Annotated in this window: 21 protein-coding genes; 6 read left to right on the forward strand and 15 right to left on the reverse strand. The window is 59.2% G+C overall.

Annotation, left to right across the window (positions count from 1 at the left end):
- The first annotated feature begins 8 nt into the window (after positions 1-8).
- On the forward strand, positions 9-1,031 hold the full coding sequence (gene rlmF, locus GIR22_RS16005; protein ID WP_154744276.1) for a 23S rRNA (adenine(1618)-N(6))-methyltransferase RlmF: 1,023 nt from the start codon (positions 9-11) through the stop codon (positions 1,029-1,031).
- Between the two features lie 188 nt (positions 1,032-1,219).
- Here rlmF and GIR22_RS16010 read toward each other — a convergent pair whose 3' ends face one another.
- The gene (locus GIR22_RS16010; protein ID WP_154744277.1) at positions 1,220-1,501 is read right to left on the reverse strand and encodes an HU family DNA-binding protein; all 282 of its coding nucleotides are present in this window, start codon (positions 1,499-1,501) and stop codon (positions 1,220-1,222) included.
- Between the two features lie 397 nt (positions 1,502-1,898).
- Here GIR22_RS16010 and yejK point away from each other — a divergent pair, with 397 nt between their 5' ends.
- Both yejK and GIR22_RS16020 read left to right on the forward strand, forming a co-directional pair.
- A complete protein-coding gene (yejK, locus tag GIR22_RS16015; RefSeq protein WP_154744278.1) occupies positions 1,899-2,903 on the forward strand; it encodes a nucleoid-associated protein YejK in 1,005 nt (334 codons plus the stop codon).
- Complete coding sequence (locus GIR22_RS16020; protein WP_154744279.1) at positions 2,903-3,256, forward strand: glutaredoxin family protein; 354 nt, start codon at positions 2,903-2,905, stop codon at positions 3,254-3,256. The genes yejK and GIR22_RS16020 overlap by 1 nt, the downstream gene beginning before the upstream one ends.
- A gap of 29 nt (positions 3,257-3,285) precedes the next feature.
- On the opposite strand, the gene GIR22_RS16025 is transcribed toward GIR22_RS16020, so the two are convergent.
- The 9 genes from GIR22_RS16025 to GIR22_RS16065 all read right to left on the reverse strand — a co-directional run bounded on the left by GIR22_RS16025 (position 3,286) and on the right by GIR22_RS16065 (position 11,598).
- Positions 3,286-4,215 (reverse strand): glutathione S-transferase family protein, encoded by a 930-nt coding sequence (locus GIR22_RS16025; protein WP_154744280.1) that lies wholly within the window; start codon positions 4,213-4,215, stop codon positions 3,286-3,288.
- A gap of 81 nt (positions 4,216-4,296) precedes the next feature.
- Positions 4,297-4,599: a GIY-YIG nuclease family protein gene (locus tag GIR22_RS16030; protein ID WP_178122295.1), complete on the reverse strand. Its 303-nt coding sequence runs from the start codon at positions 4,597-4,599 to the stop codon at positions 4,297-4,299.
- A 36-nt stretch (positions 4,600-4,635) separates the two neighbouring features.
- Positions 4,636-5,106: a nuclear transport factor 2 family protein gene (locus GIR22_RS16035; protein ID WP_154744282.1), complete on the reverse strand. Its 471-nt coding sequence runs from the start codon at positions 5,104-5,106 to the stop codon at positions 4,636-4,638.
- Positions 5,107-5,258: 152 nt separating this feature from the next.
- On the reverse strand, positions 5,259-6,554 hold the full coding sequence (locus tag GIR22_RS16040; RefSeq protein WP_154744283.1) for a CynX/NimT family MFS transporter: 1,296 nt from the start codon (positions 6,552-6,554) through the stop codon (positions 5,259-5,261).
- Positions 6,544-7,203 (reverse strand): FadR/GntR family transcriptional regulator, encoded by a 660-nt coding sequence (locus tag GIR22_RS16045; RefSeq protein ID WP_154744284.1) that lies wholly within the window; start codon positions 7,201-7,203, stop codon positions 6,544-6,546. Before GIR22_RS16045 ends, GIR22_RS16040 begins: the two co-directional genes overlap by 11 nt.
- A 232-nt stretch (positions 7,204-7,435) precedes the next feature.
- Positions 7,436-8,200 (reverse strand): amino acid ABC transporter ATP-binding protein, encoded by a 765-nt coding sequence (locus GIR22_RS16050; protein ID WP_048723765.1) that lies wholly within the window; start codon positions 8,198-8,200, stop codon positions 7,436-7,438.
- Positions 8,201-8,211: 11 nt separating this feature from the next.
- Positions 8,212-9,309: an amino acid ABC transporter permease gene (locus tag GIR22_RS16055; protein WP_154744285.1), complete on the reverse strand. Its 1,098-nt coding sequence runs from the start codon at positions 9,307-9,309 to the stop codon at positions 8,212-8,214.
- A gap of 10 nt (positions 9,310-9,319) precedes the next feature.
- Positions 9,320-10,501 (reverse strand): amino acid ABC transporter permease, encoded by a 1,182-nt coding sequence (locus tag GIR22_RS16060; RefSeq protein ID WP_154744286.1) that lies wholly within the window; start codon positions 10,499-10,501, stop codon positions 9,320-9,322.
- Positions 10,502-10,566: 65 nt separating this feature from the next.
- On the reverse strand, positions 10,567-11,598 hold the full coding sequence (locus tag GIR22_RS16065) for an amino acid ABC transporter substrate-binding protein (RefSeq protein WP_154744287.1): 1,032 nt from the start codon (positions 11,596-11,598) through the stop codon (positions 10,567-10,569).
- Between the two features lie 346 nt (positions 11,599-11,944).
- Here GIR22_RS16065 and GIR22_RS16070 point away from each other — a divergent pair, with 346 nt between their 5' ends.
- The 3 genes from GIR22_RS16070 (at position 11,945) to GIR22_RS16080 (ending at position 15,325) form a co-directional block, all read left to right on the forward strand.
- On the forward strand, positions 11,945-12,601 hold the full coding sequence (locus GIR22_RS16070; protein WP_154744288.1) for an alpha/beta hydrolase: 657 nt from the start codon (positions 11,945-11,947) through the stop codon (positions 12,599-12,601).
- 96 nt (positions 12,602-12,697) lie between these two features.
- Positions 12,698-14,137 (forward strand): ATP-dependent RNA helicase RhlB, encoded by a 1,440-nt coding sequence (gene rhlB, locus GIR22_RS16075; RefSeq protein WP_154744289.1) that lies wholly within the window; start codon positions 12,698-12,700, stop codon positions 14,135-14,137.
- A gap of 51 nt (positions 14,138-14,188) precedes the next feature.
- Positions 14,189-15,325 carry an NAD(P)/FAD-dependent oxidoreductase gene (locus tag GIR22_RS16080; protein ID WP_154744290.1) on the forward strand — a complete coding sequence of 379 codons (1,137 nt, stop codon included), beginning with the start codon at positions 14,189-14,191 and terminating at the stop codon, positions 15,323-15,325.
- Here GIR22_RS16080 and moaE read toward each other — a convergent pair.
- From moaE to GIR22_RS16105, 5 genes are all read right to left on the reverse strand, one after another.
- Positions 15,322-15,771, reverse strand: a complete 450-nt coding sequence (moaE, locus tag GIR22_RS16085) for a molybdopterin synthase catalytic subunit MoaE (protein WP_154744291.1) — start codon at positions 15,769-15,771, stop codon at positions 15,322-15,324. The genes GIR22_RS16080 and moaE overlap by 4 nt on opposite strands.
- 2 nt (positions 15,772-15,773) lie before the next feature.
- On the reverse strand, positions 15,774-16,016 hold the full coding sequence (locus tag GIR22_RS16090) for a MoaD/ThiS family protein (RefSeq protein WP_154744292.1): 243 nt from the start codon (positions 16,014-16,016) through the stop codon (positions 15,774-15,776).
- Positions 16,013-16,486: a cyclic pyranopterin monophosphate synthase MoaC gene (gene moaC / locus GIR22_RS16095; RefSeq protein WP_178122296.1), complete on the reverse strand. Its 474-nt coding sequence runs from the start codon at positions 16,484-16,486 to the stop codon at positions 16,013-16,015. The genes GIR22_RS16090 and moaC overlap by 4 nt, the downstream gene beginning before the upstream one ends.
- 141 nt (positions 16,487-16,627) lie before the next feature.
- Positions 16,628-18,022 (reverse strand): PhoH family protein, encoded by a 1,395-nt coding sequence (locus GIR22_RS16100; protein ID WP_154744293.1) that lies wholly within the window; start codon positions 18,020-18,022, stop codon positions 16,628-16,630.
- A gap of 347 nt (positions 18,023-18,369) precedes the next feature.
- Entirely contained in the window at positions 18,370-19,494 is a 1,125-nt protein-coding gene (locus GIR22_RS16105; protein WP_178122297.1) for a polysaccharide deacetylase family protein, read from the reverse strand.
- Positions 19,495-19,654: the final 160 nt, after the last annotated feature.

A 19,654-nucleotide genomic window follows, 5' to 3' on the forward strand; every position in this document is an offset into this window, starting at 1 on the left:
CGCAGCCCATGACCGCTCCCAGCACACCCAAACCGCCACGCAAGAAGCCTAAACCCGTGACCCCGGCCAAGGCCGTCGTTCCACGCAAAGAGGCTTCCCTGCACCCGCGTAACCGCCACCAGGGCCGTTACGACTTCCCGGCGCTGATCAAGACCACGCCGGAACTGGCGAAATTCGTGATCATCAACCCCTACGGCAAGGAAAGTATCGACTTCGCCAGCCCCGACGCAGTGCGGGTATTCAATCGGGCGTTGCTGAAAGCCTTCTACGGCATCCAGCATTGGGATATCCCGGCTGATTACCTGTGCCCTCCCGTTCCGGGGCGTGCCGACTATGTGCACTTCCTGGCTGACCTGCTGGCCAGCGTCAACGAGGGCCAGATTCCCCGTGGCGCGCCGGTCAAGGTGCTGGACATCGGCATGGGTGCCAACTGCGTCTACCCGTTGATCGGCTACAGCGATTACCGCTGGCACTTCCTCGGTTCCGAGGTCGACCCGACGGCCGTGGCTGCAGCCAAGGCCATCGTGCAGTCCAACGGGCTGAACAAAGCCATCCAGCTGCGCCTGCAAAGCAACCCCAAACACATCTTGCTGGGCCTGCTGGAGCCGGGTGAGCGTTTTGACCTGACCATGTGCAACCCGCCGTTCCATGCCTCCATGGAAGAAGCGACCAAAGGCAGCGAGCGCAAATGGCGTGCCTTGGGCAAGGCCGACCCCAAACGCAAGCTGCCGGTACTGAACTTTGGTGGCCAGTCGGCTGAATTGTGGTGCGAAGGTGGAGAGGCGCGGTTTGTGACGCAGCTTATTGCCGAGAGTGCGCACTTCCAACATAAAGTGCTGTGGTTCAGCACCCTGGTGTCAAAAGCATCGAATCTGCCGACGATCCAGACTGCCTTGAAGAAGGCTGGCGTGCTGGAGAGCCAGGTGGTGGAAATGTCTCAGGGGCAAAAGCAGAGCCGCTTTGTCGCCTGGACCTTCCAGACTCCAAGCGAGCAGCAGGTGTGGCGCCAGCGCTGGGTCCGTAAGGACTAATCCACTCCTGATGGGCAGATCACACTGTAGGAGCGAGCTTGCTCGCGAAAAACCCAAGGGCACCGCGTTTATCCAGAATACCCACGTTATCGTTGACGTTTTTCGCGAACAAGCTCGCTCCTACAAAATCACAGGCAACAAAAAACCGTGCCCGGATCGCTCCGGAGCACGGTTTTTTTTGCTGCGTCTTACTTGTTGACCGAATCGGTCAGGCCTTTAGCCACAACCAGCTTGATCACTTTCTTGGCAGCGATTTCGATGGCAGCGCCAGTCGAAGGGTTACGGCCAGTACGGGCAGGACGCTCGGTCACTTTCAGCTTGCCAACGCCTGGCAGAGTGATTTCGCCGCCGTTTTCCAGCTGGTCAGCAACGATCTGGCTCAGTTGGTCGAGCAGTGCGCGCACGGTGGTTTTTGGTGCGTCTACAGCTTCAGCCAGATCAGCGATCAGTTGGTCTTTAGTAATAGCCATTGTGGTGTTCCTTCCCTATCAAATTCATTTGGATTGCAGAGTGCAGTGTCAGCCATCGAGCCCGACCATCAAGGCCTGGCCCCCTTCGCCTATAACCACGACAGGTCGGGGTTATAGATACTTGAAACAGGGTTTGGTTCGACCTGACAAATGCTGAATGCACGCTTAACGCCAAGACTGCGCGTAAGACGGGGCAAAACTAGCACAGAGACGGGGAAATATCCGCCTCTACCTACCCATTTGGTCAGCTTTATCGCTCTAAACCGCGAAAAAAAGGCCTATAGGCCGTCGGACGATGCCCAAAACGCCCTTCACACCCTCTGCAACCAACGGGTGCGGTACACTGGCGACTTTTTCCGGGAGCGCACCCTCTCCCATTCAATCAGCCGAGAAGCCCATGCCGATCCGTCATTGCATCGTCCACCTGATCGACAAAAAACCCGACGGCACACCCGCAGTTCTCCACGCCCGCGACTCCGAACTTGCCGAGTCGGCAGCCATCGAGAACATGCTTGCCGACCTCAACGAGAGCTATAACGCCAAACAAGGCAAGGCCTGGGGCTTTTTCCATGCCGAGTCCGGCGCGCACCCGTTCAGTGGCTGGTTGAAGGAGTATTTCGACGGCGGCCAGGATTTCACTACGTTCAGCCGGGTGGCGGTAGAGCATCTGCAAAAACTGATGGAAGAATCCAATCTCTCCACGGGCGGCCATGTGCTGTTTGCTCACTATCAACAGGGCATGACCGACTACTTGGCGATCGCACTGCTGCATCACAGTGAAGGCGTGGCGGTGACTGACCAGTTGGACGTGACCCCATCGCGCCATCTGGACCTGGGCCAACTGCACCTGGCGGCGCGGATCAACGTCTCCGAGTGGCAGAACAACAAACAATCGAAACAGTACATCTCGTTTATCAAGGGCAAGAACGGCAAGAAAGTCTCGGAGTACTTTCGTGACTTTATCGGCTGCCAGGAAGGCGTCGACGGCCCGGGAGAAACCCGCACCTTGCTCAAGGCCTTCAGCGACTTCGTTGAAAGCGAAGACCTGCCGGACGAGTCCGCCCGCGAAAAAACCAAGACCCTGGTGGATTACGCCAGCAGCCAGGCCAAGCTGGGCGAACCCATGGGCCTGGAAGAGCTGTCAGGACTGATCGACGAAGCTCGGCCGAAAGCCTTCTACGATCACATCCGCAACAAGGACTACGGCCTGTCACCAGAGATTCCGGCGGATAAGCGCACTCTCAACCAGTTCCGCCGCTTCACCGGGCGCGCCGAAGGCCTGTCCATCAGCTTCGAAGCGCACCTGCTGGGTGACAAGATCGAATACGACGAAGCGGCCGGCACATTGATTATCAAGGGGCTGCCAACCCAACTGACTGATCAGCTCAAGCGCCGTAACTGATGCTGGGCGGTGTGCTGAAGAAAGTCTTGCTGGTGTTGCTGGTGGTGGTGATTTTTGAGAACTGGGGCAAGATCGAGCGGTTGTTCAACCCCTCGCAAGTGGTGGCCGAACAGGTCCGGGCCAATGCCCGGGTGACGCTGTACACCACCCCATGGTGTGGTTACTGCAAGCAGACCCAGCGTTTTCTTGATCAGAAAGGCATTCCCTACAAGACGGTCGACCTCGAGAAGGATGCCGAGGGACGCAAGGCCTACCAAGCACTGGGTGGTGGCGGGATTCCGTTTGTGGACGTTAACGGGACGCTGGTTCGCGACTACAACCCGGATGCGATCATGGAGGCTTTAAAACTGTAGGAGCGAACTCGCTCCTACAGGGGATGGCGTTAGCTGATGCGAAATCCGAGGCGCGGGAAATGCACATGCACCGTGCCAACCCGCTCATCGGTACGCCGCAGGATCAACTCCTCGCGACCGGCAAACAGCAACTCACCCGCTACCGGGTCGACGCCATAGTCGGTCGCCGCGATGACTACCTGCTGGCCGGTCTTGAAGCCGTTCGGCTCTTCGAACACTTCATCCGGCAAGGCTGCGGGCGTTGCCGCACGCGCCACTTCCAATGCTTGCTCGGCGCTCATCTCGCTGGCGGTACCATGCCCGAAGCCCAGCACTCGCCCAAGCCAAGCCGAAACAGCGGGATAAGCCTCCACCTGGGGAGAAGTCACCGCCGACCCTGTGAGGAACCACAACGGATGGGCCATGGAAAAGTCGGCGATCGACGGCTCACCGAACAGGAAGTCCCCCTCTTGACGCTGCAACTGCTGCTCAAGGCGCGAGATAATCGCTGGCCACTGATGTTTGGCCACGTCCAGTTGCAGGCGGGAAGCCGTACCACCGCTGAACAGGGCTGCACGGTCGGTGACCAGCATCTGAAGCGCTTGCGGCGGGACGTTGGCAAACTTTTCAGCCAGGGATTCAGGCTGGAATACCAGGCTTACCGCATGGGAAAACACCACCGAGTCGGCCCAGGCGGCAAATGCCTGGACGATCATTTCCTGACCTTCGGGAAACAGTGCCGGCGAGGATTTTTCCTGCTCCAGGCGCCGGGCAATCAGCGCGCTATCGCAATAAATATCGGCACCGACCTGCAACACGGGCGTCTTGCGGTAGCCGCCAGTCAGCGCAGTCAGGTCGGGTTTGGGCATCACCGGCGAGATACGCACCGAGTTCCAGGACAGCCCCTTGAAGCCCAGCAACAGCCGGGCTTTTTCGGCAAAAGGCGATTGCGGATAGTGATGGAGGATTAACTCAGACATGCCGGGCTCCACTAAATGAGTGAATGCCCAGCTTAACGTGCAAACCCTACCCGGCCTACCTGTCGGCCTGATGGGAACCGATCAGTCAGATTGATAAGCCCCTGCGCCGCTGGCTGCGAGGCACTCCTTGGCGCTTTTTTTCAACTTCTTGATCAGCCGCTCCTGGCGCAAGGCTTCGCTTTTGCTGGAACAGGCTTCGGTGTAGACCAGCGCCACGGCCGGGCTTGAAAGGAAAAACCGTGCGCCCTTGCCACTCTGGTGAGAGGCGAAACGACGCACCGGGTCATTGCTGACTCCGCAATACAAAGAGCCATTGGCGGCGCGAACCAGGTAGACAAACCATGGCTTGGGCTCAGCGTCAACGCAGGTTGAGGGACTATTCACGGAATGTTCTGGCAAACCAAAAGAGCGCCAATCTTATCAACGACTGGCCTGGAACGCCCTCAACCCTTTCACAGCCTGGGCACGCACCGCCTTGCGCACCAGCGGCGTCCAACCCAGCAACAAGCCCTTGGTGCCCAGCGCCTGACGCGACCAGCGCCACAAGTCAAAGTGATCATGATGCTCGCAGATCTTGCCGTCGCGGAACACAAAGCGCGCCTGGATATCATTGACCACTGTGTTACCCGTGGCGCTGAACAGATAGGTCGCCACCCAGTGAGCGCCGCCGGCGTTGTCATCGCTGTACACGCCGTCAAAAACCAGGGAGAAACTCTTCGCCCGGGTAGTCAGCATGCGCCACATGTCTTTCGCGTCACGCCCACGCAATACACCGAAAGCCGGATCACTGAACACCACATCCTCGGTGTAGCAGGCGCTCATGGCCTCGGCGTCCAACCGCTGGAAAGCGCGGTAGAACTCGTTGATCAGGGCGTTATGAGCGTCACTCATGGGCAACTTCCGCAAAAAAGGCAGGCGGCCTACAATAATCCCCACGGCAGGGGAACACCATCGACATTTGTGCCGGGAATGCTGCTGTATGCACACAGAACCTGGCCCTGAATACCAACACTTCGCTCGCGGGAAGCGGCTTGCCTGGAACCTCAGAGTTTCTCGCTGCTGACCTGAACATACAGCGCCCGACCAGCCCCCAATCCGGCGATGATCGCGCCCAGGCCAATCACTGCGAAAATCCAGCCAATGGCAGCCCATCCGCCCGTCCAGTCATGCACCAGGCCGACCGCGAACGGACCGAGGGAGGCCAGCGTATAGCCGATGCCTTGGGCCATGCTTGATAGATTGGCGGCTATATGGGAGTCGCGCGAACGCAGCACAATCAAGGTCAGCGCCAGGCTGAAAGTGCCGCCCTGCCCCAGGCCCAGCAAAATCGCCCAGCCCCACAATCCGTCCAGCGGTGCATACAGGCAGCCGAACAAGCCACCAAGGGTCAGCAACATCACCACGACGATGGCCAGACGTTGATCTTTGCCGCGCGTGGCCAACCATGGCGCCGCCAGGGAACTGGCCAGTTGCACGATCACCGAGCCGGAAAGCACCAGGCCGGCCTGGGTCGCCGTCAAGCCGCGGTCAATCAGGATCGACGGCAGCCAACCAAACACGATATAGGCCAGGGACGATTGCAGGCCCATGTACAACGTCACCTGCCAGGCCAGCGGATCACGCAGTAAGCCGCGTACGCGATAAGCCACCTTGTGTGCGCCGTGTTTCTGGCCAACCTGGGGTAGCCAAAACAGCGCCGCCGCCAGGGCCGGAAGGACCCAGAAGCCCAGGCCGATAGTCCAACTGCCACCGAAGTAATGACTCAACGGGACTGTGGAGCCTGCCGCCAGCGCCGCCCCCAGACACAGGGCCATGGTGTAGACACCGGTCATGGCTGCGGCCTGTTTGGCGAAGTCGCGCTTGACGATACCGGGCAACAGCACCCCGATAATGCCGATACTGGCACCGGCCAGCAGGCTGCCGGCAAACAGTCCCGCTTCACCGAACGAACTGCGCAGGATGATCCCACCAGCCAGGGTCGACAAGATTCCCAGTACTACCCGCTCAGCCCCAAAGCGCCGAGCCAGGATCGGTGCCATCGGCGCAAACAGGCCCAGGCACAATACCGGCAAGGTGGTCAGCAAGCCGGCCTTGGTCGCCGAAAGACCGAGGCTGCTGGACACTTCGCTGAGCAACGGCGCCATGCTCGACAGCGCCGGACGCAAGTTCAGCGCGACCAGAATCAGGCCCAGCAGCAACAACCATGGGCGGCTCACCACGGGCTGGCTGTGCTGGACCTCATCGTCATCGGCCTCGGCGTCGATCAGCAGCTCTTCAAGGGTATTTTCTGGAGGGTGTGGTTCTTTACGCGGCATGGTGTGCTCGGGGTCAAGGTTCATTGATCAACTGCCGGGAAAGAGCCTTGGCTCGTTCCGGGTCCTGTTGCTCCACGGCATCGAGTAGTTCTGCGTGCCGGTCGAATACCGCCTGGCGCCTGGGCTGGGCATTCAAGGTCTGGCGCAACTGAGCACCGACAATGCTGGAAAAGTACTGGTACAGCTCGCTCAAGGCCGGATTGTGGGCGGCATCCACCAGGCGCTGGTGAAATATCAGATCGCAACTGATGTAGGTCTCAAGATCACCGTGGTAGTGCGCGCCACTGTCGTTCAACGCCAAGCGCAGGGCCTGCAAATCCTCGTCGGTACGACGCAAGGCCGCCAGGCCAACGGCCTCGACTTCGAGAATTTGCCGCGTTTCCTGGGCCTGGCCCAGGGAGCAATGGGACAAGGCTTTCATGGCGCCCAGCGGATCGGTCATCGAGCGCAGGTAACTTCCATCGCCCTGGCGGATCTCGATCAACCCGGAAAATGCCAATACGCGCATGGCCTCGCGCACAGTGTTGCGGCTGATGCCCAGCTCGGCGGACAGCTCGGGTTCGGTGGGTAGGCGCTCGCCCACGGCCCATTTGCCTTGGGTGATGCGCTGGCGCAGTTGCTCAAGGGCCTGATCCACCAGAGAGCGTTTGATCAAGGGGGCGATGTCTGTCATCAGTTATGCGCTTTCGTCCAATCATAGGATGAATTTTCCTACAGCTTATTCGGACTTGCCTACGAGGGCAACGCACTAGGGTTTTCAGGCAGCAGAAGGAACTGAATTTTCGATTAGTAAAATCACCCTCACCTACACCGTGAACACGGGGGCTGAAGCGCTCAAGGCTTCCGAGTCCACAAACAATAAACCCGGCAGCAAGCCGGGTTTATTGTTAAGCATCACCTGTCGATCAATGCAGAATCTGGCTCAAGAACAACTTGGTCCGATCATTCTGCGGGTTGTCGAAGAAGTCATTCGGCGCAGCCTGTTCAACAATCTCGCCCTTGTCCATGAAGATCACACGGTTGGCCACGGTGCGTGCAAAGCCCATTTCATGGGTCACACAAAGCATGGTCATGCCGTCTTCGGCCAAACCGATCATGGTATCGAGTACTTCCTTCACCATCTCCGGATCAAGCGCCGAGGTCGGTTCATCGAACAGCATGATTTTCGGTTTCATGCACAACGCACGGGCAATCGCCACGCGCTGTTGCTGGCCGCCGGACAACTGCCCCGGAAATTTGTGGGCCTGCTCCGGAATGCGCACACGCTCCAGGTAGTGCATGGCGATTTCCTCGGCCTTGCGCTTGGGCATCTTGCGTACCCACATCGGCGCCAGGGTGCAGTTTTGCAGGATGGTCAGGTGCGGGAACAGGTTGAAGTGCTGGAACACCATGCCGACTTCACGGCGGACCGTTTCAATCTGCTTGAGGTCGTTGGTCAGTTCCACGCCATCGACCACGATGCGGCCTTGCTGGTGCTCTTCCAGACGGTTGAGGCAGCGGATGGTGGTGGACTTGCCGGAACCCGACGGGCCACACAGCACGATACGCTCGCCCTGCTTGACGTCTAGGTTGATGTCTTTCAACACGTGGAACTGGCCGTACCACTTGTTGACGCCCTGCATCTGGATAATGCCTTCAGGGCTCACAGGCTGTTTGATTGCTTCGCTCATCGATAGAACTCCTAACGCTTGTGGCCTGTGTCGAGCTTGCGTTCCAGATGCATGGAATAGCGCGACATACCAAAACAGAAAATCCAGAACACCAGGGCGGCGAAGACGTAGCCTTCGGTGGCCATGCCCAGCCATTTGGGGTCGGCGGCGGCTTGCTTGACGCTGTTGAGCAGGTCGAACAGGCCGATGATGATCACAAGGCTGGTGTCCTTGAACAGGGCAATGAAGGTGTTGACGATGCCAGGAATCACCATCTTCAAGGCTTGCGGCAAAATCACCAGGCCCATGCTGCGCCAGTAACCCAGGCCCATCGCCGCAGCGGCTTCGTACTGCCCCTTGGGGATCGCTTGCAGGCCGCCGCGCACCACTTCGGCCACGTAGGCCGACTGGAACAGGATCACCCCGATCAGCGCCCGCAGCAGTTTGTCGAAGTTCATGCCTTCGGGCAGGAACAACGGCAACATCACCGAGGACATGAACAACACGGTGATCAACGGCACACCGCGCCAGAACTCGATGAAGGTCACGCAGACCACACGAATCGCCGGCATGTTCGAGCGTCGCCCCAACGCCAGCACGATCCCCAACGGCAAGGCGCCAGCGATACCAACGGTGGCAATCACCAGGGTCAGCATCAAGCCGCCCCATTGGCTGGTAGCGACGTTGGTCATGCCGAAAATCCCGCCGTGCAGCAGGAAGTAGGCAATGATCGGGTACAGCACCAGGAAGCTCAGGCCGTAGATCCCCTTGCGCGAAAAACGCGAGATGAACAACGGCGCCACGCCGACAATGGCCAACCACACGGTCAAGTCCACGCGCCAGCGCAGGCCCACCGGGTAGTAGCCATACATGAACTGGCCGAAGCGCTGCTGGATGAACACCCAGCAGGCGCCCTCCTTGGTGCAATCGGCCTGGGTGGTGCCAACCCAATTGGCGTCGATGATCGCCCAACTAAGGATTGGAGGAATCACGAGGTAAATCAGGTAGAACGCGAACAACGTCAGCAAGGTGTTGAGCCAGCTGGAGAACATGTTCGCGCGCATCCATGCCACCACGCCGATGCTGCTGCTCGGTGGGGGCATATCGGGTTTAAAAGTATGGGATGTCATGCGCGTTTCCTCACCGCTCGATCAGCGCAATGCGCTTGTTGTACCAGTTCATCAGCAAGGAGATGCTGATACTGATCGCCAGGTACACGCTCATGGTGATCGCAATCACCTCGATGGCCTGGCCGGTCTGGTTCAACACTGTTCCGGCAAACAACGAAACCATTTCCGGGTAGCCGATACCGGCCGCCAGGGACGAATTTTTCGCCAGGTTCAAGTATTGGCTGGTCAGCGGCGGAATAATCACGCGCAGGGCTTGCGGGATGATCACCTTGCGCAGGGTCGGGCCGTTGCGCATGCCCAGCGAGTGCGCCGCTTCGGTTTGGCCGTGGCTGACCGACTTGATGCCCGAGCGTACGATCTCGGCGATAAACGCCGCGGTGTACACCGTCAGTGCCAGGGTCAATGCCAGCAGTTCCGGAATCAGTACCCAGCCACCGACGAAATTGAAGCCCTTGAGCTCCGGCATTTCCCAGTGCACAGGGGCGCCGAAGACCAGGGCGCACAGCGCCGGGATCACTAGAAGCAACCCCAGGCCGACCCAGAACTTGTGGAACGGCGCGCCGGTTGCTTCAAAGCGCTTGTTGGCCCAGCGAGTCATCACCACGATGGCAACAATCGCCAGCACGATGCTGGTCATGAACGGCCAGAACCCATCCGCCGCCAGTGCGGCCGGCATGTTCAGGCCACGGCTGCTGACAAAGAAGGTGTCGCCGAAGTTATGGCTGGCGCGCGGCCCCGGCATGGTCAGGAACACCGCGAAGTACCAGAACAGGATTTGCAGCAGTGGCGGAATATTGCGGAAAACCTCCACGTACACGGTTGCCAGCTTGGCGATGATCCAGTTCTTCGACAGCCGCGCCACGCCGACAATGAAACCGAGAATCGTCGCCAGGATCACACCGATGAAGGTCACCAGCAGGGTGTTGAGCAACCCGATGACAAAAACCCGGGCATAGCTGTCCGCTTCGGTGTAGTCAATCAGGGTTTGAGCGATGCCGAAACCGGCACTACGCTCCAGAAAGCTGAAACCGGAGGTAATACCCCGGTGCTCAAGGTTGGTTTGCGTGTTATCGAACAGAAACCAACCCAGTGAAACCACCGCCACAATAGTGACGATCTGAAATACCCAGGCACGCACTCGTGGATCGCTGAGGCTGAACCTCTGCTTCGGTGCGCCGATTGAATTTTGCATGAAGTGCCCCGCAAAGAATGGAACAGAACATCACCCGGCGGTTGGCCCGCCGGGTGATAGAACCATCAGCGCACTGGTGGTGCGTATTGAATGCCGCCGTTGGTCCACAGCGCGTTCAGGCCACGGTCGATTTCCAGAGGGGTGCCCTTGCCCAGGTTGCGCTCGAACACTTCACCGTAGTTACCGACTTGCTTGACGATCTGCACGACCCAGTCTTTCGGCAGTTTCAGGTCTTTACCGTATTCACCGTCAGCACCGAGCATCCGGGCAACGTCCGGGTTCTTGGTGCCCTTGGCTTCAGCTTCGACGTTCTTCGAGGTGATGCCGGCTTCTTCAGCGTTGAGCATGGCGTAGCCAGTCCAGCGCACAACTGCCAGCCACTCGTCATCGCCATTACGCACGACCGGACCCAGTGGCTCCTTGGAAATGGTTTCCGGCAGAACCACGTAGTCTTTTGGCGCAGCCAGTTTGCTGCGCTGGGCGAACAGCTGGGATTTATCGGAGGTCAGCACGTCGCAACGACCGGATTCCAGCGACTTGGCGCTTTCATCGGAGGTGTCGAAGGTGATCGGGGTGTATTTCAGGCCGTTGCCGCGAAAGTAATCGGAAACGTTCAGCTCGGTGGTGGTACCGGCCTGGATGCAGATGGTTGCACCGTCCAGTTCCTTGGCGCTCTTGACGCCCAGCTTGTTGTTTACCAGAAAACCGATGCCGTCGTAGTAGGTGATGAAGCCAGGGAATTTCAGGCCCATGCCCGCGTCACGGGAACTGGTCATGGTGGTGTTACGCGACAGGATGTCAATTTCGCCAGACTGCAGCGCGGTGAAACGCTCCTTGGCATTCAACTGACTGAATTTAACTTTGGTCGCGTCGCCGAACACGGCGGCGGCTACAGCGCGGCAGAAGTCAGCATCGATGCCGAGGATCTTGCCGGTGGCATCCGGCACCGAGAAACCCGGCAAACCATCACTCACGCCACATTGTACAAAGCCTTTCTTCTGCACGGCATCCAGGGTAGCGCCGGCTTGGGCGAAACCGCTGACACCCAGTGCTGCGGCCGCGCAAACGATGGCCAGGGTGGATTTCAATACCTTCATTCAAACCTCCAGTTGCTCTTGTTGTGTCGGAGCTTGAGCCCTGCCGCACCCTTATGAGGCGAAATTGACCTGTGTTGGCTTTTTTTGAGGTCAAACGGCACAAAGCTGTCGCTGTAAGTCCAATTGCTATCCCACAAGCGGTAGTCACTGCTAGTGTTACCGCCCGGGTTCAGCGATGACATCAGGTTTCTTAGTAGCAAGCGCCGTACCAGACTGCAGGCTGAGTCGATTCAGCCGTTGGTCAATAGCAAAAGATTCAACCTTGCGACATCTTCTTAACAGATAACCCCATCGCGCACCGTCCCGACGCACGTCAACGGAGCGCACGCACATTTATGGAGCAGACATGACCCAGACCTTGATTCTTCAGCCCAACAAGCCCGCAGACGCCTGCGTTATCTGGTTGCATGGCCTGGGTGCCGATCGCTACGACTTCCTGCCGGTCGCCGAAGCGCTGCAGGAAACGCTACTTTCCACCCGCTTTGTTTTGCCCCAGGCGCCGACCCGGCCCGTGACTATCAATGGCGGCTACGAAATGCCCAGTTGGTACGACATCAAGGCCATGAGCCCGGCCCGATCCATCAGCCTTGAAGAACTGGACGGCTCGGCAAAAGTACTCACGGATTTGATCGACGCACAAAAAAGCAGCGGAATAGACGCCTCGAGAATTTTTATCGCCGGCTTTTCCCAGGGCGGCGCCGTGGTCTTGCACACCGCCTTTGTGAAATGGCAGGGCACATTGGGTGGCGTGATCGCCCTCTCCACTTACGCGCCAACGTTCAGCGACGAGCTTGAGTTATCCGCCAGCCAGCAACGGATTCCCACCCTGTGCCTGCACGGCCAATACGACGACGTGGTGCAGAACGCCATGGGTCGTAGCGCCTATGAGCATTTGAAAACCCGCGGTGTCACCGTCACATGGCAGGAATACCCAATGGGCCATGAAGTGTTACCCGAGGAGATACGCGATATCGGTGCCTGGCTGACTGCTCGCCTGAGCTGAAAACCAAGCATTATGTAGCCGTATGACCAACGCACTACGCCGCGCTCGATTCTTGCATTACACTGCCCGGCGTATATTCCTTAACCAATTGATGAGATGACCGTGCTCAAAGCACTCAAGAAGATGTTCGGTAAAAGCGAGGCCGAGCCGCTCGCCCCTGTTCCCAGCGCTCCTGTCCACGCCCCCGGCAACCGCAATGACGGTAAACAGCCTGGCCGGAGCGCACCAGCCCCGGTTCCGGCCACACAAGTATCGCCCGCAGAACCTGCGCGCCAGGAAAAGCCTCGCCGCGAGCGTGCACCGAAACCGCCTGTCATCCCTTGGAAACTGCAAGACTTCGTTGTCGAACCCCAGGAAGGCAAGACCCGCTTTCACGACTTCAAGCTCGCCCCGGAACTGATGCATGCCATCCAGGACCTGGGGTTCCCGTACTGCACGCCAATCCAGGCACAAGTCCTGGGTTTCACCCTGGCGGGCAAGGACGCCATCGGCCGGGCCCAGACCGGTACCGGTAAAACGGCAGCGTTCCTGATCTCGATCATCACCCAGTTGCTGCAGACCCCGCCGCCGAAAGAGCGCTACATGGGCGAACCGCGCGCCCTGATCATCGCTCCGACCCGGGAGCTGGTGGTGCAGATTGCCAAGGACGCCGCCGACCTGACCAAGTACACCGGCCTCAACGTCATGACGTTCGTCGGTGGCATGGACTTCGACAAACAGCTCAAGCACCTGGAAGCACGACATTGCGACATCCTGGTGGCGACACCGGGCCGCTTGCTGGACTTCAACCAGCGTGGCGACGTGCACCTGGACATGGTTGAAGTGATGGTGCTGGACGAAGCCGACCGCATGCTTGATATGGGTTTCATCCCGCAAGTACGCCAGATCATTCGCCAGACCCCGCCGAAGAACGAACGCCAGACCCTGCTGTTCTCCGCGACCTTCACCGAAGACGTGATGAACCTCGCCAAACAATGGACCACTGACCCGTCCATCGTCGAGATCGAAGCGCAAAGCCCTGCCAGCGAAAACGTCGAACAGCACATCTATGCCGTGGCCGGAGCCGACAAGTACAAGTTGCTCTACAATCTGGTCAACGACAACGGCTGGGAACGGGTGATGGTCTTTGCCAACCGCAAGGATGAAGTGCGGCGCATCGAAGAGCGTCTGGTACGCGACGGCGTCAACGCCGCGCAATTGTCCGGCGACGTGCCACAACACAAGCGGATCAAGACCCTGGAAGGTTTCCGCGAAGGCAAGATTCGCGTGCTGGTGGCCACCGATGTGGCCGGGCGCGGGATTCATATTGACGGCATCAGCCACGTGATCAACTTCACCCTGCCGGAAGTGCCGGACGACTATGTACACCGCATTGGCCGTACCGGTCGCGCGGGTGCTGCCGGGGTGTCCATCAGCTTTGCTGGTGAAGACGACTCGTATCAGTTGCCGTCGATCGAAACCCTGCTGGGACGCAAGATCAGTTGCGAAACCCCGCCGACGCATCTGTTGCGTCCGGTCGAGCGCAAGCGCCCATAAGGATCGCCGCCATACTGTAGGGGCGAGGGGGAGATGTTCAAGGAGGAAAGGATGAACCAGGCCGACTTCATCATCATCGGTGGCGGTATTGCCGGGGCATCCGCCGGGTACTGGTTGTCCCGACACGCTCGCGTCATCGTGCTGGAACGCGAGTCGGTGCCGGGCTATCACTCCACCGGCCGCTCCGCCGCGCTGTACATTGCCGCCTACGGTACGCCGCAAGTCCGTGCCCTGACCCTGGGCAGCCGTGCTTTTTTCGATTATCCGCCCGCAGACTTCACCGAACATCCGCTGCTCACACCCCGCGGCGAAATCATTGTCGATTTCACCGGTGACCCCGATGAGTTGCAGCGCCAGTACCTGAGCGCCAAGGCGCTGGTTGCGCAGACCCGCTTGCTCGACATCGGCGAAGCAATGGCCATGATGCCGATTCTGCGCCGTGAGAGAGTCCATGGCGCCATCTACGACCCGACGGTTTGCGATATCGACACCGATGCGCTGTATCAGGGCTATTTGCGCGGCATCCGGCGCAACGGTGGCGTCATCCACACCGACAACGACGTGCAGAAGTTGAACCGTGACGATCAGGGCCAATGGCAGGTGCGCACCTCGCAGCAACGCTTTTGTGCCCCCGTCATTATCAACGCGGCAGGCGCCTGGGCCGACCAGATCGGCGAGCTGGCCGGCGCGCAAAAAATCGGCCTGCAGCCCAAGCGACGTAGCGCCTTTGTCTTCGCCCCGCCTGCCGGGCTGGACATCCATGGCTGGCCGGAACTGGCGGCCCTCGATGGCTCGTTCTATATGAAGCCCGACGCCGGCATGTTCCTTGGCTCGCCGGCCAATGCAGACCCGGTAGAGCCCCACGACGTGCAGCCCGAAGAACTGGACATCGCCATGGGCATCTACCAGATCACCGAGGCCACCACCCTGACCATTCGCCGCCCAACGCGGACGTGGGCGGGGCTGCGCAGTTTTGTCAGCGATGGCGACCTGGTGTGCGGGTTTGATCCGCAAGTGGAAGGCTTATTCTGGATTGCCGCCCAGGGTGGCTACGGGATTCAAACGTCACCGGCCATGGGCCAGGCGAGTGCGGCGCTGGTGCGTGGAGAACCATTGCCGAAAGCGTTGGCCGAATGTGGGCTGACTGAAGCGATGTTATCCCCTTGCAGGAGCGAGGGGGACGCCTAGTTCCAGCGATCCGCCGCCGCATGATCACTGTCGCGCCCTTCCACCCAGCGCGGCCCTTGGGCGGTGTTCTCTTTCTTCCAGAACGGCGCACGCGTTTTCAGATAGTCCATGACAAACGCACAAGCATCAAACGCCGCCTGGCGGTGGGCACTGGCAGCAGCGACAAAGACAATCGGCTCACCCGGCTCCAGGGCGCCAATACGGTGCAGCACTTCCAGTTTGAGCAGCGGCCAGCGTTGCTCGGCCTCCACGGAAATTTTGGCAAGGGCCTTTTCGGTCATGCCGGGGTAGTGCTCCAGGAACATCCCCGCTACGTCGAGGCCGTCGTTGAAGTCGCGGACATAACCGACAAAGCTCACCACCGCGCCCACGCCGACGTTGGCCGCGTGCATGGCATTGACTTCGGCTCCGGGGTCGAAGGGTTGGGCTTGCACACGGATGGTCATGATCAGCCTCCGGTCACAGGAGGGAAGAAGGCCACCTCGTCGCCGTCAACCAGCGGTTCGTCGAGGGAACACAGCTCTTCGTTGCGAGCACACATCAAGCCGGTTTCGTTGAGCACTTCAAACGCGGGGTCTTTGAGCAAGTCCTTGCGCAAGGCGTCGATTGTGGCGAATTCGCCCTCAACCTCCAGCGAGTCCAAATCCACTGCTTCCCGGTAACGGGCAAAAAACAACACCGTCATACTCATTGCGCATCCGCCTTGAAATGCCCGCTCTTGCCACCGAGTTTTTCCAGCAGGCGAATGTTTTCGATGGTCATGCCCCGATCCACTGCCTTGCACATGTCGTAGAGGGTCAATGCAGCAACGCTGGCGGCGGTCAACGCTTCCATCTCCACGCCGGTCTGGCCGCTGAGCTTGCAGCGAGCAACGATATGCACTGCATCATTGCCTTCGGCGCTGAGTTCGACCTTGACGCCGGTGAGCATCAGCGGATGGCACAGGGGAATCAGGTCGCTGGTCTTTTTCGCCGCCTGGATCCCGGCGATCCGCGCCACGGCGAACACGTCGCCCTTGGGATGGGCGCCATCGACAATCATTTTCAGGGTCTCGGGCAACATGCGCACCCGTGCTTCGGCCACCGCTTCACGGAACGTCACGGACTTGTCGGTGACGTCGACCATATGGGCGCGACCTTGGGAATCGAGATGAGTCAGCACGGGGATACTCCTGATCAGAAGCCCCGATTGTAAACCTTGTAGGAGCGAGCTTGCTCGCGAAAAACCAAAGAACAACGCGAGGCTCCAGATGCCCCCGCGTTGTCGTTGAAGTCCTTCGCGAGCAAGCCCGCGCCTACATGTTTACAAATGCGACTCTGCGTATTCGGCCAGAATCGAACGAGGGACTCCCTGCAGGGCGATGTGCACGCCGTTGGGGAAATCCTTGAAGCGCTCCGTCAAGTAAGTCAGCCCGGAACTGGTCGCGGACAGGTAAGGGGTATCGATCTGCGCCAGGTTGCCCAGGCACACCACTTTGGAACCGGCGCCGGCACGGGTGATGATGGTTTTTATCTGGTGCGGCGTCAGGTTCTGGCATTCATCGATCAAAATCAGGCTCTGCTGAAAGCTGCGACCTCGAATGTAGTTGAGGGATTTGAACTGCAACGGCACTTTGCTGAGGATGTAATCGACACTGCCATGGGTGTTTTCGTCATCCATGTGCAAGGCTTCGAGGTTGTCGGTGATCGCCCCCAGCCACGGCTCCATTTTTTCCGCCTCGGTGCCTGGCAGGAAGCCGATTTCCTGGTCCAGCCCCTGCACGCTGCGGGTGGCGATGATGCGGCGATAACGTTTGGTGACCATGGTCTGCTCGATGGCTGCAGCCAGGGCCAGGATGGTTTTCCCGGAGCCGGCGGCCCCCGTCAGGTTGACCAGGTGGATGTCCGGATCCAGCAACGCATACAGTGCCAGGCTCTGGTAAATGTCACGAGGTTTCAGGCCCCAGGCCTCCTGGTGCAACAGAGGTTCCTGATGCAGGTCGAGGATCAGCAACTTGTCCACCTGGATTTCTTTGATCCAACCGACGAAGCCCTGCTCGTCAATGATGAACTCGTTGATGTGCACGGCCGGCAGGTTGTCGATCAGTTGTACCTGGTGCCAGGTGCGGCCATGGTCCTGACGGGTTTCGACCTTGCTGACACGGTCCCAGAACGAGCCGGTCATGGTGTGATAACCCCGGGACAGCATCGATACGTCGTCGACCAGTTGGTCGGTACTGTAGTCCTCGGCAGCGATCCCACACGCTCGTGCCTTGAGGCGCATATTGATGTCTTTGGTCACCAGCACCACGCGCAGATCCTTGTCGCGGGTGTGCAGGTCGATCAATTGATTGATGATTTTGTTGTCGTTGAGGTTTTCCGGCAGCAGGTTGTTGGGCTCGCTGTGTTTGCTCATCAGGATCGACAGCAAACCCTTGGGCCCGCTTTTACCACGCTGGATCGGCACGCCCTGTTCAACATTCTCGGGAGAGGCTTCGCCCAGGGTCTTGTCGATCAGTCGGATGGCCTGGCGGCATTCGGCGGCAACGCTGTGGTGCCCGCTTTTGAGCTTGTCGAGCTCCTCAAGCACGATCATCGGGATGGCGACGTGGTGCTCTTCAAAATTGAGCAGCGCGTTTGGATCGTGGATCAATACATTGGTATCAAGCACATAAAGGATTGGCTGGTTGGAAGAAGGGTTACGTCCATGATCATCCATACTCGGTCACCTTTGTGGGAGCCAGTCGACGCAATACCATGACAGTGCTGCGCCTCGATTCGACCACCGAACACACTGGAGGGGCGTCAAGTGCGTTGCCACAAGAGGAGTCTTGGAAGACGCCACCTGTGTTGCAGGTTTCGGCGATCTGTCTTCGTAATACCGCAAAACCCATGACAGGAAAAAGCACTTTGACGCTTTTTTGAAGTTTATTTTTCAGGATGACGAATAGCACTAGGCGCAGAGGCCTTGCACCGTTAAAGTCGGAAGTCCGCCTGTACCGAAATACCTCCTGAATTTTCCCCCGAAAAGCATCAGCCTCAACAGGGCCGGGCTCTTCGTGGCTTTCAGCGAAACGCCTCCCGACAATCCTGCCAGCCAAGTCCACTTTGCGCCGTTGCGTGTAAAAGCCAGGGTAATGCCACCCGCGCCTTATCCTGTGTGTCGTGGAATACGATCACCCCGCGCCGCCACAGCAGCATCAGCGTCAGCACCCGGTTGGCCGACTCGTCAGCCTTGAGTTTGCCCGCCTCGTCTTCTGAATCGATGTCCCATAACGCCACTTGCAGCCCCTGGGACTGGAAGAAGCCCTGGCTATCCGGGCGACGCTGGCCGTAGGGCGGGCGAAACAGCGGCAGGTAGTTTTCCGGCAACAGACCCTGGGTCAACGAGGCACTGCGGGTGATGGAGGACTGCCAGTCGACCCAATGACTGTGAGAGCGGTACTGCCAGCCCTGGATACCGACGCACTGGCCCTGGTATAGCGCCTGCACGTTCGCCGACGAACTCTTCTCGGCCCGTGCCTGCAGGCTGTTGCCCAAGGCGAAGAAGATAGCGTTGATCTTTTGCTTGCGCAGGTAGTCGGCGAGCCAGTCGGTGTTGCCGCTGATCGATGCCGGGCCACCGTCGAAGGTCAGCAGGAACAGGCGGTCATTGAGTTCATCACCGTTGCGCTCGTGGTCGCCGAAACGGGCGATCTCGCTGCTGATCTGTGGGAACAGCGCGGCCTTGCGCAGTAACTCGTCCAGATAGCGTTCATGGAAGGTGCTGCTGGGGCCGGCCCAGCCGATGTAGAAGGAGTTGTCGCTGACTTCGAACTTGCCGGCTTGTTCACGCAGGTCGTCCATGTTCTCCACCAGGTAGCAGAACGAGGCGTCCTGCTCGCAGCTTTGCTGGGCGAACGTGTAGTTATCGAGTAATCGCTGCCACAACTGGCGACGCAGGTCGTCGATGGACACCAGGTTGATATTTTTCAGGCCCAGGCGCTGTTTGAGTGCGGGTTCATCCAGCGCCTCGCTGGCCAACAGGCCATGGGCGAACATCAGGATTTCCGCACGGGATGCAACGTCGAACAGCGCCGGGCTGCTGAGGTTTTCAGGCCAGGTGCCACGGTCCAGGGTGGCGACGTTCACGGGGGCGGCGTGGGCGCCCAGGCAGAACAGCCATGCCGAGAGTAATAGCGCAATTCGCACAGAGGTCTCCATCTCCAGAGTCGTCGGGCATTGTAGCCGATCACACAGGAGTGCTATCGGGTTGGTGTACACCACGGGCCCAACCCACCGCCACAGCCCTCTATCACCATCATAGGTGGAGTCAAACCTCCCAACCCCCTAGAATCCCCCCACGATTACA

Origin of the sequence: Pseudomonas karstica (assembly GCF_009707515.1) — a bacterium.
Lineage (GTDB): Bacteria > Pseudomonadota > Gammaproteobacteria > Pseudomonadales > Pseudomonadaceae > Aquipseudomonas > Aquipseudomonas karstica.